The organism is Phyllobacterium sp. MT110 (assembly GCF_058792715.1).
This window is the reverse complement of sequence record NZ_JBXAFE010000007.1, coordinates 218,950-233,476: the sequence shown is the minus strand read 5'-3', so window position 1 is coordinate 233,476 and position 14,527 is coordinate 218,950. Positions and strand designations below refer to the sequence as shown.

The window sequence follows — 14,527 nt, the reverse complement described above, 5'->3', positions numbered from 1 at the left end:
CTCCTTGGCGTCCACATCGGCATAATTGGGGAATTTTACTTCGGCACTTCTGGGGAAAATTCAACCGGCATTGACAGACCATATTTATCGACCTTATCCATGACCGTGATGAATCACGATCAAGCGCGTCATTCCACGCATCATCAGATATTGATTATATACTATAAGTCATATTATACATACACAATTGCTATGCAGGCGCGTAAGCAACCCTGTGTGCCAGATCAAGACCATTGAGGTGGCCAAACATCGAATGTTGGCTCGGAAAAATCATATTTGGAGCACAGCAGTTGATGGAATCGGACGACAACTCGAAATCGTGCCGAAACGCCAATTTGGCGGACGAACTGTCTGGAATTCACGCCAAGCCACTCACGATTCGTGTCGCCAGCGAGGGCGAGGCAGTATTCTGCGTTGAATCACCAAATTGCGCCCATACCGATGGCGTACCTTTTACAAAGATTTCCAAAAGTCATCGGCTTGCGATTGCGATCTCCACACGAGATCAAAGAGCCCGAAAGAATGCTGCATTCGACAACTGGTTTGATATCACTTTAGCCACGTCCCGAAAGACGAACAATCAGGCGGCAACCATTACCGTAGAAAACGCGGCAAATCGTGGCCTGGCTGATAAGTTCCAAGCCGACCGGACAAAATGAGCATGGTGTCAGGGTATCAATATTCACCGAGCGGGAGAAGAGAACTACAGTCCTATCCGTCGTCAATTTACCAACTTGAGCGGACGGGGAGGGGCCGTGTGTACCCCAACCAACCCGAATATAAAATCAAACTAATCCGTTGCTGGCCCATTGATCAGAGGCAGAAGCGATGTTCCCACCATTTCAATATGGGCTTGATTGAACGCTTCTATTGCATCATCGCGAAGGAGAAGAATTCTGCCCGAGCGCGATCGGGCCAATCCCGGAACATGAGGACGCGAGATTACGCCCCGCACTTCCAGGACCTTTGAGAGCAGCTCAATTTGCGAGTAGTGGGAATCCACGCTTCGGGCCAAGCCCAGAATGGTTGGTCGGTTGCCAAGTGTCGCTTCTGCCGCCAATCGATTGACAAAAGCTATCTGCCTGTACCGCGCCGAACCTGTGTCATCTTTGAACCGAGACTTGTCTATCAACAGACAAAGGGCCAAAAGATTGGTTTGGGGGAGGGTGGTTGAAGGTACCATCGATTCCAAAGGTTGAACTTGTCGACCCGACATTGCAGCGAGACCCGAATTTACCAATTGGCCCATAACAATCGGTATGCGAGCGCCAAGCGCCTGCGACATCGCCACTACCTTTTCATGATCTTTCTTTGAGAGAATGATCTTGGTTTCAACTTGATCGGTCGTAAGCGACTCTGCACGCCACTTTTTTCTATATTCCGCATATTTGGATGTGGGGCTCATTTGTTCAATTTTCGCTGCTTTTGTTGGCATGTTTCGAAAGCTTATGGTCACACGCTTTAGCTTGGGGCAGGGCAGTTTCTCCGTGCCGAGGATATGTCAAACATTCTCGCCGCACGTCAACATTCTGCTTCGAAAGGCTCATGGCTTGGTCATTGTTTTTGCCGACGTGTCTGCTTCTGCGCCGTTGAATTTTCCTTATCAAACTTTTGTTTTCCAGTATCTCGATGTTCGCCCTCGGCCGGGATCTCAGACGATTTACTATCGTATGGCGTCATCTTCCGCCCCCCGCTTATATAAATGTCACTTTGTTTCTCTGTTTCCCGCATTTGCTGGGCAGGATTTTGACGATCCATCACGCGATTGAATGCCTCCTCGCGGGTTATTTTGGAACGATTATCGCGTGTGCGCGACTTTTCCCGTTGAAGCTGATCCTGAAGCTCCGGATTGGCAAGCTTGAAGCCGTGTTCAGCCGCGACACTAACAGCAAGATTCTTATCACGCGCCGTACCGGTAACGATGATCTCGTTCCACTTCTTCGACGCTGCTTCCATAGCTGCACGGATCGCCTCTCGATTCTTGCGCTCAATGTTCGCCTGCGCATTCAGCATTGAGCGCTGCATTTCCTGCAGCTTCTTTCGAGCGGTCTCCACCTGTGGCAGAAGCTCGACGGGCAACGTCTCTTCGACGACCTTCATTTGATTGTTCATGTCATCGAATGCAGATTGCATTGTTTCCAAATTGGGCATGCCTTTGGTCACTCCTGCATCAAGCTGTGCCGCTGCCGTAATGGCCTGTTCGGCACGGTTTTTGAAAGCGAGAATGGTTGCGATTGATGGCCGATCGAGCAGCTTGCGGTTTGCTGCAAGTTCGGGTGTCACGACAAACTGATTGAGCACATCGGTACGTGACGGCTTGAGCGCGGCGAGTTCGGCCGGCGACACATCGATATAGGACAGGCTTCCGCCTGTTCGTTCCGCCATGCGCGTTGCCGCTTGGCGATCGCGGGTAAAGAGCGGCTGACTGGTGAGCGATGCGCCCGGCCGGTCGGCGCGATAAAGCCGTGTTGCCCCATCTGCCAGGCTGGGCTCAAAGGTCCGGCTCGCGGCAATGGCTTCGACGGCGCGCCAGCCCTGCAGGGCTTCATTCGCTCGCTTGCGGCCTTCCTCGCGGATCGGAATATGCGGCTTGCCCAACCGAACGGCATCGACGCGGCGCCGGACGTTTTCAGAAGCAACACCGCGCTCGACGCGCCGGATATCTTTCAGCTTGTAGCTGGGCGGGTTGGAGCGTTCGAACCGGCTGACGGCTTCCATCGGGATGTGCCGCTCGCGCGCCTCGTGGGCGAGGGTTTCACGGTAGCGCTGCAGGTCCTGTATTTTCGGATCAAGCCGCTCACCGGTGTGCGACCGCATCTTGACGACGGCATGAATGTGGATGTGTTCACGGTCCTCATGCAGGGCAAAGGCATAGTTGTGCCCGGCAAATTCCGTGGCCAGCATGGCGCGTGCCGCATCGATAAAGGCGTCCTTGTCCGTGCCGGGTTTTGCACTGAGGATGATATGGGCGACGTCACGCTGTTCGCGCGAGCGCAGATCCCGCTTCCAGTCGCGCGCCTCTTGTCGATTGGCGTTGTGGCCGATGAGCGTGGTGGCATCGGTGAACCCGCCATCCTTGCCAAGCCGCACAGACTGGACCGCACGCGTTCCGCCGCGGAATACCTGTGTGAGATAGCGCACGGTCCCTTCAACACCGTGGGCAAAGCCGCGCACATCCATACCAGTTTCAGTTCCGAAGGCACGGTCGAACCTGTCTTCAAGCGCACGCAGTGATTTGCGGTTGTCAAAGATGCGGGCGGCCTTCAGCTCCTCACCATGCCGGCGCGCAGCGGCGCTCATGACCACCTCGACCCGTATGGTGCCATCGGTCTTTTCTTCCGATCCCCAGGCAAAGCGATGACCGGGCAGGGCGCTTCGCAGGGCACGCTCGATCTGCACCTGTCCGCCCCGGCCGGAAAATTGCTCGCCCTCAAGGTCGAGCACCAGGCGCAGGACATCCTTGCTGGGCTCGCGTTCCGGCTCTTGCGCGGTCCATTCGTGGGCAAGCCTCGCCAGCGCGCCGGTTCCTTCGATCTTGCTGCCATCCTCGCGCTCGAGCGCCAGCGCACCATTGCGGCTCTGATACTGGACGAGGGCATTCACCCGGCTTCCGCCAGCGGCATAGCTTGCGATCTTGACGACGGCCGCCTGTGATCCTGTCGCAACCTTCAGGCGAACAGCGGTGATTTCGGCGGATGTTCTTGCCGGAGCGGGTGAGGGCACCGCACCTGGCTTGGCCGAACCGATATTCTTTTTCGGGGCCGACGCAGCACCCCCGCCGCCTGCCGATGTGCGCTTTCGCTTTCTCCACTCGTCATCGAGCGCGGTGTCGATTGGACGCGCGCCGATTTTTACGGTGACGCCGGAACGCGGTTTGCCGCTCGAAGAGGCAGCTTTCGCCGGGCGCTTTGCCTTGGCCTTCGGTGGGGTGTCGAAGACGCCTTGCTGCAGATGGCCCGCGTCGATGTACGCCTGTCGCAGGGCTCGGCGCCGGAATGTCAGACCATCAAGCCCTTCGAACAGGTCATCCATGATCGGCTTCAATCTGCTTCTGCGCCCGCTTTTGTGCTCGCGCGCACAGCGAAACATAGTCTTGCGAATGAGCCGACAGTTCCCGCGTCAGGCGGCCGATGCCGGCGTGGAGGGTAGGGTAGTCGGGTGTCCGGCCGGAGTTCAGAATACGGGCGATCTGGTTGATGTTGACACCGATGGCTTTCAGTTGCCGGGCATATTCCAGGATGGCATCGCGCGTTTCGCCGTCATAGGTCGGCCCGAACCCCGCAGCCTGGCGGGCGAGGCGGCGCAATACCTCGCTCGATGTCAGGCCATTCTCGTCGCAGAACACGCGAAACGCCGCGCGCTCGTCACGGCTCAAACGCGTGTGAAGGACCTGATCCTTGATCCGGGCTTTGGACACCGAGAGCTCCTTTTCTGTTTCCACGTTCCGGGCGTACCCCAATGCAGATGGGGGATGACTGCCGGAACGTGTCTTGAAGCCCGCCCGGCAAGGGCACATGGAAATTTCGTATCACGAAATTTCCTATCCTGCCATCTATATATATGTTTATCTCACTATATTCTTGCTATACCCTCTATAGAAACTTATACCACTGGCATGCGGATATCACTGGCCAAAGTGCCTGCAGTGCGCTCCGTTGGATCAGCGGTATCACTGACACCAGTGGTTATCGCGCCGACAATGTTATTGCTTTTGAAAGGGCTGACGCTATCGGCACTCAACTGAGTGCGATCCGCAAATCAGTGGCGACAGCGCAATTGGCTTGACTGGTTTTACTGTATATATATAGATTTTTATCACCCCAATTAGGAGCGCTCTATGACCGTTATCACTTTCGCAAATTCAAAAGGCGGCGTCGGCAAATCGACACTGTGCCTGCTCATTGGCTCAGAATTGGCCACACATGGAACCAAGGTACTCATCCTTGATGCCGACACACAGAAATCCTGTCTCAAATGGGCGGAGCGGTGCAGGCTCGCCGGCAGTCTTCCGCCAAGCTTGCAAGTCGAGCCCGCTGCCACGATAGACCAGTTGACAGCAAAGCTGGGGAATCCCGGCGATGCAGAGATCGTCCTTGTCGATGTGCAGGGATCGATGAACGATCTTTTGATTGCGGCAATCGTCGCAAGCTCGCTTACGGTGGTGCCCAGCAAGGCCACGGTCATGGAAATGGTCGAAGCTATCCAATTGTTCCAATGGTCCAAGAACCTGAGACGAGCGCCATTGCGCCTGTTGCTCAATGGCGTCGAAGGCATCGATCTGAAGACTGTTGCTTTCCAGGACGCCATTGCCCTGATCCATCAAAGTGGCATCCCGTGCCTTGCGAATTTTGTTCGGTCTAGAAAACTGTATCAACAGTTTTCGAAAGACGCCGGGACGCTAGCGCTGATTTCCGACGATCCGGTGAAACTGGATCAGGTTGAAAAAGCCCGACGGAATATCCGTGCCGTGATTGGGGATATCGTTCAGGCAGTCTCGGAGGAAAACAGCGACCTGGCGCGAAGTGCATGAGCAGCGATCCGTCGAAGAAGATTGAGTTTCCGCAGGTTCGTCTCAGCTCTACTCTGATGAGCTCGCTGATTGGTGAAGCTGTTTCCCGAGACCAAAAGCAGACGGCAACCGAGCAGCTTGTCACGGCACTGGCATCGGAGCCACCGCCGAAGGACGATAGCGACGAACAACCGCTCGAGAAAAATGCGAGCAGCGGTCGGGCAGCGCTTCACTCGTCGACAATTGAGCGCCTGCAATTGCAATTGGATTCATCTGTCATCGCGCAAACCAAGATCAGGGCCGTGCAGGACCGCACCACCGCGTCGGCCATCGTGGAAACCGCCCTGCGTGCCTACCTGAAACTGTGAGCTTTCACGCTCGTAAACCATGAAAACATGCGCTTTGGAGAATATGCAATGTCTGAAAACAGCACCTTCTGGAGGCTCGTAAGCAAGCTGGAGCAGTACGTGTCTGACACACCGGCAGTCACACCGACATCAATCGAAAACACCCCTCCTACACCGGACACGCCTCTACGCTCAAAGTCTTCAGAGCCGAAGAAATCATGCGCGGTCTCCAAGCCTGTTTCGCGCGCTATGTTCAAGGTGATCATCGATGAAGAACTAATTCTTCTGACGAAAGTACGGGCTCTCGAGGCGAAAACTACGGCCGCCTCGATCGTTGAATCTGCCCTGCGTGCCTACCTGAAACCGTAGTCCCTCGCGTGCGCGTGCGTGCACACGCGAGGGACTGGCCGAAAACAACCTTTTTTGGAGCGACGACCCTATGTCCAGCAACAGCATATTGAAGCAGATCGTGAACGACATTGAGAGCGTTGAGGGAACAATCAAGGACCTAAATGACGAAAAGTCTGGGAAGTACAAGGAAGCAAAGTCCAAGGGCTACGACGTCAAAGCCTTGCGGCGCGTGATCGCCATCCGGCGCAAGGGCATCGAAAAGCACGAAGAGGAAGAAAATACGGTCGGCTTGTATCTGGCGGAGTTAGGCTGATGGTCGATGAACCGGCACAAAGCACCCGCCAGCTCTATCTGGATGGCCTGCAGGCCCTGGCGAAGCAGCACGGCAACGACTATGCTCTTCAGGCTGCGGCTACCACCATGGCGAACCTGTTGGCGATGACCAGCAAGGCGATGTATCGCCTGTCGAACCCGCCGCTGTTTTTGCCACCGGAAACACCGCCGACGAAACGGAAGAAGCCGTAAGATGGCAGTGATGACGAAGATCGTCATCTATGGCGGCACCGGCAGCGGCAAATACGTGCTTGCGCTTCAGATGAAGCAGGACAATCCGATGCTTGGTGAGCCTGTATTGATCCGCTCGCCATCGGATCTGCGACCGTTTTTAAGTTCGCCAGATGCCGGGATCGGCATCGTGCACGCATTGAGCGTGCAGCACATAATCTTGAAAAGCCGAACAATGGATCTCGGGCCTGTTCTATTCGTTGCCGCGCCCGCAGAGGCTGAGGCATGGGGCGAGGATCTGTCGAACGATGCGGCGGCATGGGACTGGCTGACAGGGGTCAATCTATCAGCATTCACTGACAGCGCCGACTTCCTGGAAGCGAATAGCGGCATAGAGGCGTGCTCCCACCCGATAGACTGAGCATATCGGCAACAGATTGAATATTCACGGATTGAAGGCGACTCCGCAATATTCTTCATTAATATCAATAAGTTCGTTCCATAACAAGGGTTATATGATTTTTGGTAGACCGGGAGTGGGTCAATAGCAAAGGCCCCGGCAGCCAATGCAACAGGGGCCTGTTGACCGAAGCCGCGGGAGAGACGCATGCTTCGGTGAAAACGGGCAGGAGCGGGCTCGATGCCCGCGATCTGCACGAGGGGGGGGGCGCTGGTGCCTGGAAGAGCACCCCTGATTTGAAATCGCTATGCCGCGCTCAATGCCCGCTCAATAGCTTCCGGTTCTTTCTCGATAATGGTGAGGAGAAGGCGTGAAGGCGCATCAACCGCGCTTCTGCCTTGCTCCCAATCCCGTATCCTTCCAATCGAAAAACCATACCGTGCGGCAAAGGCTGCTTGCGAAAGTCCGGTCTTTGCCCGGATGGCGCTCACATCGATCTTGGCGGGAATGTGGATGCGGTAATCATCCGGATTGGCCTCACCTTTGGCAATGGCAAGCGCTTCATGTGCACCTTGTAATATTCTGCTTCCGGCTTTGCTCATTTCTTCTTCCTCTCATTTGCTGATCTGGCCTTTGCGTTTTCGCGCCAGATGCGAGGCAATGCAGTTAGAACCTTCTTCAACTCATTCAATTCAGACTTGGATAAATTCGCCTGAGAGGATTTGCTGTAGATATCCAACAGGAACACAGGAATATCCTCGTCTGCGAAATAGGTAATGATGCGATAGCCGCCGCTCTTGCCCTTGCCTCGTGCTGCATATCGGACCTTACGTGCGCCCCCACTACCGGGCATCAGGTCACCGGCAGTTGGATTATCCGCGATGAATGCAACTATGTCGGCGCGTTCCAGATCGCTTATACCTTCATCATATGCCGAAGCCAGAAATGCGGGAGTCTCGATCACTGTTTGCATAATTTCTTATACGGAATTTCCGCACTTCTGTCAAGGGTTAATACGGGATTTCCGTACATTGGTGGAAGGGCGGCTTGCGTCGCCCTCTACTGTCATTCTGCTGCTTCCTCGAAATCGCCCGCGTCGAAATCACCTGTCTCTGACGGATCGATTTCCCCATCGTCCATGCTTTCCAGACTGGTCCCGATAGTGCCGTTCGGTTGCTCGATGCGCACATATTTCGGCAACCAGCTGGTGTCCTTGACCAATCGTTCGGCAATGATAACCGCTTCCGCGTTCTTCTTGACGCTGGCAACGACGCTTGCCGCCTATTCTCCGGCTGCTTGCGTCTCGAAGAATGTCAACAGGAATGATTATCGCGGTACGGATACGACAACGCCGATCACGGCCGGGTGACTAGATGAAAACTTTCGGTGAAGGCGTTAAGAATGACTTGGAACTGCACGGTGCAGTGTCCATAGTGCGGAAGCAAGGACAATCTGGATCTCGCTTGTTTGAAGGCTGAATGTGTTTGAGCATGGAATAGTGACCCAGTTTGTGGCCTGATGCGCACCGAATTTTGATCCACTTCGGGAATGGTCTGATCATCCGCTTTTTGCGAACGGATGGAGCTCAGCTACCATCGTAGGCATCGAAGTGACCCACATCATCCGCAAGAACCAGTTTGCAAACGACAGCCGCTCGCCATTTCAGGTCTTTGCGGAACTCGCAGCATAATTGCGTCCAGGGATAAGGACGCGTCTATCTGACCGAAAAATCTGCCCCAGAGCCATTTTTTGCACTGTTTCGTATCGCCGCTTCGCGCCCAGTCTAAGCGACTTGTAGAGGCTTTAGCGTCCGGGGCCCCTATCCTCAGCAATCTTGGCCATGCCCCTTGCCTTGGCAACCTTGCCCAGTGCTGTAATAAATGCCTCCGGATCATTGCGCTCGATGGCAGCTGACAGGTATTCAGTTATCACTTCCTCGCTATCCAGAAATTCTGAAGCATCATATCTGGAAAATTCGATCATGATTTTTCCTTTCCTATTTCCTTAGCCATGGCGATGGCTCGCTTGATATCTCGTGATTGTGTGGATTTATCGCCGCCGAGTAATAGCAAATAACCTACCTTCCCTTTGCGCGTGTAATAGAGACGGAATCCGAATTCGTAATGGATACGCATTTCTGAAACACCTTCGCCTACCGGCGCGCCGTTGCTAAAGTTTCTTCCTTCAGCAAAGTCGGTGCGATCCAATATGCGAGCCTTGGCTCTCTCATCAGATAAGATGTTCAGCCATTTTTTTGATTTGCAGGGATGGCGAGAATCCAAACATACGCCTGGTATCCCTGAAGATACTTTTCGTCAAACACCTATTGAACTATTCAGCGGTATAATTTCGAAGGATTGGCATGATTCAGAAACTGGCACCACCGTTCCAATGATGAAGCAGAGACTTGAGAACTATCGCATTTCGTGTTGTTTTGTGATTTTTCCTGATCTTCTCTCACCAGACCACGTTGCAGAACGCAACGACCGTGCAGACGGGAATAGCAATGTTGGCGTTTATCAGGTGGGCTCTGAAATTATGCCATCCATGCCTTGAAGTCCATCATTGGCCAAACACGTCGCTTGGTACGCGATGATCCTGCTTGAGCCGATTGTTAAGATGCTGGCTCTGGCGAATACACATCGGTTTCAGGACCCATGATGATCGATCCGGCATACGATCTTCAGCATCGCCCGCAATGACTTTGCCTCCAGCAACGCGCAAAGTCATTGCGGGAATGCATCCTCCGCTATTACCACTTCCGCAAACTTGGTAATGACAACGGTGACGAAACGTGTTATTACCAAACCCGCAACAATGGTAATAACAACGATGCAGCCACTCGATCACACATACCAAGTACTCTATTCCGAATTGACCCAACGTGCACTGGATGCATCATTCACCAGCGATTTTCCGATCCATGGCCGCTTTGTCTCGATGCAGAGCAGGGAACGGCGATACTGGTATTTCGATACGGCCAAAGAGGGGGGAGGGAAGCACCGCCGCTATGTCGGCCCGGTTGATGATGCGGAGATTACGCGTCGCGTCGAGAATTTTCGTGATTTGAAAGCTGATGCGCGGGCACGCCGCAAGATCGTATCAACACTAGTGCGGGAGGCTTACCTGCCGCGCCCTGAACGGTTCGTTGGCGATGTCGTCGAAACCCTGGCCGAGGCGGGCTTCTTCCGGTTGCGCGGTGTTCTCATCGGCACGGTTGCATTTCAATGCTACTCGGCCGTCCTTGGCATGCGTCTACCCAACACGGCGCTGCAGACGGCCGATGCCGATTTTGCCCAGTTTCATTCCATCTCCGCCGCAGTCGGTGATGCGCTGCCACCCATCCTTGACGTGCTGCGCAAAGTGGATCCGACATTCCGGGAAATTCCGCACCAGACGGACAGCCGTCAATCAACTAAATTCACCAGCCGTTCGGGCTACAAGGTGGAGTTCCTGACACCCAATACCGGCTCAGATCAACACAGCGGAAAGCCTTCGGCCATGCCGGCTCTCGGTGGCGCTGCTGCCGAACCATTACGCTTTCTGGACTTTCTCATCCATCAGCCTGTACGCGCCACGCTGCTGCACGCATCGGGCATTCCAATTCTCGTGCCCGCGCCCGAACGCTATGCCGTTCACAAACTCATTGTAGGGTCAAGGCGGCGCGCCGATACAGAAGGAACAGCCAAGAGCCGCAAGGATCGTTTGCAGGCCCAGATTCTGATGCAGGCCCTGATCGACTCCCACCAGGCGGCGGCCTTGGCCGACACATTCATGGAAGCCTGGGATCGTGGTGAGGCTTGGCGCGAGGCCATCACCACAAGTCTGAGTACGATGCAGAAATCCCTGAGAGAGAAGCTCGTGGCGAGCTTGGCTCAGGCGATCTCGGAATTAGGCGGAAACTCCGAACTGTACGGCATGGGTCAGACTGGCTAATAGTTCCATAATGTATATTATGCAACTTTGGCGTGTAGCACCGGGTTACAGATTGCAAGCGCGGCAATGCCAGCGCCTGCGAGAGAAAGTAGGACTGATTTGAGCATTTGAATTTCCTTTTAAGCATGTCGAACCGAGACGTCCGCACGTGCGTTCGAATTTCCGTGTCCCCATTTGGCCAAGGAGCGCGGCCGGTCGAAGGACTCTGAATGCCATTTTACGGAGCGTCGCTGCGCACCCGCGGTCTCAGAACTCCAGCAAGAGTGTCGCGATGAATACCAAGAACAACAGACAAACCGCGATCACGCCAACCCAGATCGGCAGCAAAATATGAGGAGGGCCTTTGATTTCCTGCTCTGCCCTTACTTCCGAACACGATGTCCTCAAGTGCTCCGGATGACCTTCCTCGCTGTAATCCGCCTTTAGCACCGCGCAACGAACCCTTTGCTCCGGGTGATCACAACTGGACGCATTTCCATTGGATCTCTGTTTCATCATGACACCGCCAGCTCCCGTTACGATGTAGTCAACACTGTCATCGGGCGCCACTCACTTGCGTTTGGAAGGCCGCTCGGCGAGCTGTTTCCAATAAAAATGCTTAGAAGTAATTCGGAACTGGTCCCATTTTGGGAGCATTTCAAATTGAAGAATGCTCGGATCCTCCAACCTACTGAAATTACTAAATTGTTATGCTTTCACAATGGAAGCGATTGTAAGCGATCAGCGGTCCTAGGGCACTTGCTGGGTGGGGGACCACGAGGAATTGTGGCGCAGGCTGAGACAAAATAAGTCGTCGGCATTGAATTTCGGCATCCCGCTTGACTTCATTTCGAAACCCGCCTAGTAAGTTGTAGGCCTAACCCTACAATTGGATGCCATGACCCAATCACCACACAAATCAACGTTCGCGTTGCCCCTGGCAGATTTGCCGGGACTGGACACGCCCATTCGCCGGCTGCACCATCCTGGCCGCTGGCTCAGCGGCATCGCCGTCATCCTGCTGCTTGCAGTGATCGGTCACGCCTTTGCCGTCGGGCAAATCCAGTGGCCCGTGGTCGGACAGTTCCTGACGGCCGGTGTCATCATCACGGGTTTCGGCTGGACCCTGTTGATCTCGGCCTGCGCTCTGGTGCTTGGTGTTGTGTTTGGCTTTGCCTTCGGCATCATGCGTCTTTCGGAAAACCCGATCCTGCGTTTTGCCGCCTGGCTTTACGTCTGGATATTCCGCGGCACGCCGGTGCTGCTGCAACTTCTCATCTGGTTCAACATCGCGCTCGTCTTTCCGCGGCTCTATGTTCCGGGCCTTGTCGATGAGCGCATGGTTGATGTGGTGACGCCCTTTGTCGCCGCAGTTCTCGGTCTCGGCGTCAATGAGGGATCTTATCTGACCGAAGTCGTGCGCGGTGGCATCGGCTCGGTCGATCGCGGTCAAAAGGAAGCGGCTCACACGCTCGGAATGACGCCCGGCCAGACGATGCGCCGTATCATCCTGCCGCAGACCCTTCGGCTAATCCTGCCAGTTCTCGGCAACAGCGCCATCGGCATGCTGAAATTTTCCTCGCTCGCAGCAACCATCGCCATGGGCGAAATGCTGAACGCGGCGCAGCGCATCTACTTCATCAACGGCGCGGTCATCGAACTGCTGTTCGTCTGCGCCATTTGGTATCTGGCCGGAACGACGGTGCTGTCCATCGGCCAGTACTATCTGGAGCGCTACTTCGGCCGCGACGCCGCAGCAGCTACCAGCAACCGGCACTGGTTCAAGGTTTGGGGGCGGCGCCCGGCCGTCGAGGGGGAAGCATGAATCTCGCGGTCAAGGCGGTTGGTATCCGCAAGAGTTTTGGTAGCCACGAGGTGCTGAAAGGCCTTGATCTGGAAGTTGCCTATGGCGAGGTGCTATGCATCCTCGGTCCGTCGGGCAGCGGCAAGAGCACGTTCCTGCGCTGCATCAACCATTTGGAAACGCCGAACAGCGGTTATGTCTGGGTCGACGGCGCCATCATGGGATACGAGTTGAACCGCGGCGCACTGCAGGAGTTGCCGATCAAGCGGCTGCGCGCCCAGCAGAGCCAGCTTGGCATGGTGTTCCAGCATTTCAATCTGTTCGCGCATCGCACCGTACTCGGCAATGTGATCGAGGGGCCGATGGTGGTGCGCGGTCTGCGCCGCGCTGAAGCCGAAGTCCGCGCCATGGACCTGCTGGAGCAGGTCGGCATGGCCGGGAAAGCGTTAAGCTATCCGTCGCAGCTTTCAGGAGGCCAGAAGCAGCGCGTGGCGATCGCCCGATCGCTGGCGATGGAACCGCGCGTGATGCTGTTCGACGAACCGACCAGTGCGCTCGACCCGGAACTGGTTGGCGAGGTGCTGGAGGTCATGCGCAACTTGGCGCGGGGCGGAACCACCATGATCGTGGTCACTCATGAGATTGGCTTTGCCCGTGAGGTTGCTGACCGTGTCGTTGTGATGATCGACGGAGAAATTCGCGAAACCGGCGCGCCGGGTCAAGTCCTAAGCAACCCCGGCGATCCGCGCGTGCGCACATTCCTCAGCCGCGTGCTGGCCTGACATTCATAACTTTAAAATGGGAGAACGAAGAGAATGAAACAACTGCTGCCAATGCTACTTGGACTGGCCTCCACAACGTTCATCAGCCTCGCCGTATGCGGTGCGGCCCATGCCGCCGATACAAAGCTGGCCGCAGCCCTGCCTGAGGCCGTGCGGGCCGCCGGCAAGCTGAACGTTACGATCAGCCTTGCCTATCCGCCGATGGAATATAACGAGGCCGGCTCGACGGAGCTGAAGGGCTTCGATATCGATCTCGCCAAGGCCATTGCCGAACACCTCGGCCTTTCGGCAGAATTCCAAAATGTCGAATTTCCTCAGCTGATCCCGCAGGTCGTCACCGGCCGATCGGATGTGATCATGACGGCCTTCTCCGACAAGGTCGAGCGTCAGAAGCAGCTCGATTTCATCGACTATTTCCAGACCGGCAACGTCTTGTACTCGACCGTCGACCACCAGAGCGAGATCAAGACCGAGGCCGATCTTTGCGGCAAGACCGTGGCTGTGGCCACTGGCACAAGCTGGGTCACCTGGACGGAAGAACTCGGCAAGGCCAAGTGTGCGAAAGACAAGCTGATCACCGTCATCCAAATCCCTACCCAAGCCGAGCATATCATGCAGATCCGGCAGGGCCGCGCCCAGGCCTCGGTGATTGGACTGGAAGGTCTTCTCGACTTGATGAAGCAAGAGCCCGGCAAATTCTATCAGATCGGCGAGGTCGGCGACGTCAACCACTACGGTATCGCCTTCGCCAAATCGAACGGTCAATTGCGCGATGCCGTGCTTGGCGCCCTTGACGCTCTGAAGGCCGATGGCACGTATACAAAGATCCTTGACCGCTACGGCTTGAATCAAGCTGGTGTGAAAGAGTTCAAGGTAAACGGAACCACGAAGTAACCGACCCATCGGGGAGCCAAC

Annotated in this window: 22 protein-coding genes and 1 pseudogene; 15 read left to right on the top strand and 8 right to left on the bottom strand. The window is 55.4% G+C overall.

Going from position 1 to position 14,527, the window contains the following annotated elements; translation table 11 throughout:
* Positions 1–237: hypothetical protein (locus AC1Q5O_RS24725; RefSeq protein ID WP_492566659.1), on the top strand; the 237-nt coding region annotated here is incomplete at its 5' end.
* Positions 238–293: 56 nt separating this feature from the next.
* Complete coding sequence (locus tag AC1Q5O_RS24720; RefSeq protein ID WP_492566657.1) at positions 294–659, top strand: hypothetical protein; 366 nt, start codon at positions 294–296, stop codon at positions 657–659.
* A 131-nt stretch (positions 660–790) separates the two neighbouring features.
* Here AC1Q5O_RS24720 and AC1Q5O_RS24715 read toward each other — a convergent pair whose 3' ends face one another.
* The 3 genes from AC1Q5O_RS24715 to mobC form a co-directional block, all read right to left on the bottom strand.
* Positions 791–1,435 (bottom strand): hypothetical protein, encoded by a 645-nt coding sequence (locus AC1Q5O_RS24715; protein ID WP_492566656.1) that lies wholly within the window; start codon positions 1,433–1,435, stop codon positions 791–793.
* 119 nt (positions 1,436–1,554) lie between these two features.
* Positions 1,555–4,032 carry a relaxase/mobilization nuclease domain-containing protein gene (locus tag AC1Q5O_RS24710; RefSeq protein WP_492566654.1) on the bottom strand — a complete coding sequence of 826 codons (2,478 nt, stop codon included), beginning with the start codon at positions 4,030–4,032 and terminating at the stop codon, positions 1,555–1,557.
* Positions 4,025–4,417 carry a plasmid mobilization relaxosome protein MobC gene (gene mobC / locus AC1Q5O_RS24705; protein WP_492566652.1) on the bottom strand — a complete coding sequence of 131 codons (393 nt, stop codon included), beginning with the start codon at positions 4,415–4,417 and terminating at the stop codon, positions 4,025–4,027. Before mobC ends, AC1Q5O_RS24710 begins: the two co-directional genes overlap by 8 nt.
* Before the next feature lie 420 nt (positions 4,418–4,837).
* Between mobC and AC1Q5O_RS24700 the strand changes: the two genes are divergently transcribed.
* From AC1Q5O_RS24700 to AC1Q5O_RS24675, 6 genes are all read left to right on the top strand, one after another.
* A complete protein-coding gene (locus tag AC1Q5O_RS24700; RefSeq protein ID WP_492566650.1) occupies positions 4,838–5,530 on the top strand; it encodes a ParA family protein in 693 nt (230 codons plus the stop codon).
* The gene (locus AC1Q5O_RS24695) at positions 5,527–5,877 is read left to right on the top strand and encodes a hypothetical protein (protein WP_492566648.1); all 351 of its coding nucleotides are present in this window, start codon (positions 5,527–5,529) and stop codon (positions 5,875–5,877) included. The genes AC1Q5O_RS24700 and AC1Q5O_RS24695 overlap by 4 nt, the downstream gene beginning before the upstream one ends.
* A 48-nt stretch (positions 5,878–5,925) precedes the next feature.
* Entirely contained in the window at positions 5,926–6,225 is a 300-nt protein-coding gene (locus AC1Q5O_RS24690) for a hypothetical protein (protein WP_492566646.1), read from the top strand.
* Between the two features lie 70 nt (positions 6,226–6,295).
* Complete coding sequence (locus AC1Q5O_RS24685; protein WP_492566645.1) at positions 6,296–6,520, top strand: DUF2312 domain-containing protein; 225 nt, start codon at positions 6,296–6,298, stop codon at positions 6,518–6,520.
* Positions 6,520–6,732, top strand: coding sequence for a hypothetical protein (locus tag AC1Q5O_RS24680; RefSeq protein ID WP_492566643.1), 213 nt, complete (start codon positions 6,520–6,522; stop codon positions 6,730–6,732). Before AC1Q5O_RS24685 ends, AC1Q5O_RS24680 begins: the two co-directional genes overlap by 1 nt.
* Positions 6,733–6,742: 10 nt before the next feature.
* A complete protein-coding gene (locus AC1Q5O_RS24675) occupies positions 6,743–7,132 on the top strand; it encodes a hypothetical protein (RefSeq protein ID WP_492566641.1) in 390 nt (129 codons plus the stop codon).
* A gap of 284 nt (positions 7,133–7,416) precedes the next feature.
* Here AC1Q5O_RS24675 and AC1Q5O_RS24670 read toward each other — a convergent pair whose 3' ends face one another.
* The gene (locus AC1Q5O_RS24670) at positions 7,417–7,713 is read right to left on the bottom strand and encodes a helix-turn-helix domain-containing protein (protein ID WP_105737398.1); all 297 of its coding nucleotides are present in this window, start codon (positions 7,711–7,713) and stop codon (positions 7,417–7,419) included.
* Positions 7,710–8,084, bottom strand: coding sequence for a type II toxin-antitoxin system RelE/ParE family toxin (locus AC1Q5O_RS24665; protein WP_492566639.1), 375 nt, complete (start codon positions 8,082–8,084; stop codon positions 7,710–7,712). The genes AC1Q5O_RS24670 and AC1Q5O_RS24665 overlap by 4 nt, the downstream gene beginning before the upstream one ends.
* 207 nt (positions 8,085–8,291) lie before the next feature.
* Between AC1Q5O_RS24665 and AC1Q5O_RS24660 the strand changes: the two genes are divergently transcribed.
* Positions 8,292–8,480: a hypothetical protein gene (locus AC1Q5O_RS24660; RefSeq protein WP_492566637.1), complete on the top strand. Its 189-nt coding sequence runs from the start codon at positions 8,292–8,294 to the stop codon at positions 8,478–8,480.
* A 213-nt stretch (positions 8,481–8,693) separates the two neighbouring features.
* A pseudogene (locus AC1Q5O_RS24655) lies at positions 8,694–8,801 on the top strand (IS6 family transposase); the annotation flags it as partial.
* A gap of 113 nt (positions 8,802–8,914) precedes the next feature.
* Here the strand turns inward: AC1Q5O_RS24655 and AC1Q5O_RS24650 are convergent.
* Positions 8,915–9,094: an addiction module antidote protein gene (locus tag AC1Q5O_RS24650; RefSeq protein ID WP_492566635.1), complete on the bottom strand. Its 180-nt coding sequence runs from the start codon at positions 9,092–9,094 to the stop codon at positions 8,915–8,917.
* Positions 9,091–9,318 carry a type II toxin-antitoxin system RelE/ParE family toxin gene (locus AC1Q5O_RS24645; protein WP_492566633.1) on the bottom strand — a complete coding sequence of 76 codons (228 nt, stop codon included), beginning with the start codon at positions 9,316–9,318 and terminating at the stop codon, positions 9,091–9,093. The genes AC1Q5O_RS24650 and AC1Q5O_RS24645 overlap by 4 nt, the downstream gene beginning before the upstream one ends.
* Before the next feature lie 31 nt (positions 9,319–9,349).
* Here AC1Q5O_RS24645 and AC1Q5O_RS24640 point away from each other — a divergent pair, with 31 nt between their 5' ends.
* The gene (locus tag AC1Q5O_RS24640; RefSeq protein ID WP_492566631.1) at positions 9,350–9,667 is read left to right on the top strand and encodes a hypothetical protein; all 318 of its coding nucleotides are present in this window, start codon (positions 9,350–9,352) and stop codon (positions 9,665–9,667) included.
* Between the two features lie 276 nt (positions 9,668–9,943).
* The gene (locus tag AC1Q5O_RS24635) at positions 9,944–11,047 is read left to right on the top strand and encodes a nucleotidyltransferase family protein (RefSeq protein WP_492566672.1); all 1,104 of its coding nucleotides are present in this window, start codon (positions 9,944–9,946) and stop codon (positions 11,045–11,047) included.
* 246 nt (positions 11,048–11,293) lie between these two features.
* On the opposite strand, the gene AC1Q5O_RS24630 is transcribed toward AC1Q5O_RS24635, so the two are convergent.
* Positions 11,294–11,545, bottom strand: coding sequence for a hypothetical protein (locus AC1Q5O_RS24630; protein ID WP_492566630.1), 252 nt, complete (start codon positions 11,543–11,545; stop codon positions 11,294–11,296).
* 379 nt (positions 11,546–11,924) lie between these two features.
* Here AC1Q5O_RS24630 and AC1Q5O_RS24625 point away from each other — a divergent pair, with 379 nt between their 5' ends.
* The 3 genes from AC1Q5O_RS24625 to AC1Q5O_RS24615 are packed head-to-tail and all read left to right on the top strand — an operon-like array spanning position 11,925 to position 14,506.
* Positions 11,925–12,851 carry an amino acid ABC transporter permease gene (locus tag AC1Q5O_RS24625; protein WP_492566629.1) on the top strand — a complete coding sequence of 309 codons (927 nt, stop codon included), beginning with the start codon at positions 11,925–11,927 and terminating at the stop codon, positions 12,849–12,851.
* A complete protein-coding gene (locus AC1Q5O_RS24620) occupies positions 12,848–13,612 on the top strand; it encodes an amino acid ABC transporter ATP-binding protein (protein WP_492566627.1) in 765 nt (254 codons plus the stop codon). Before AC1Q5O_RS24625 ends, AC1Q5O_RS24620 begins: the two co-directional genes overlap by 4 nt.
* Before the next feature lie 33 nt (positions 13,613–13,645).
* Positions 13,646–14,506 (top strand): ABC transporter substrate-binding protein, encoded by an 861-nt coding sequence (locus tag AC1Q5O_RS24615; protein WP_492566625.1) that lies wholly within the window; start codon positions 13,646–13,648, stop codon positions 14,504–14,506.
* Positions 14,507–14,527: the final 21 nt, after the last annotated feature.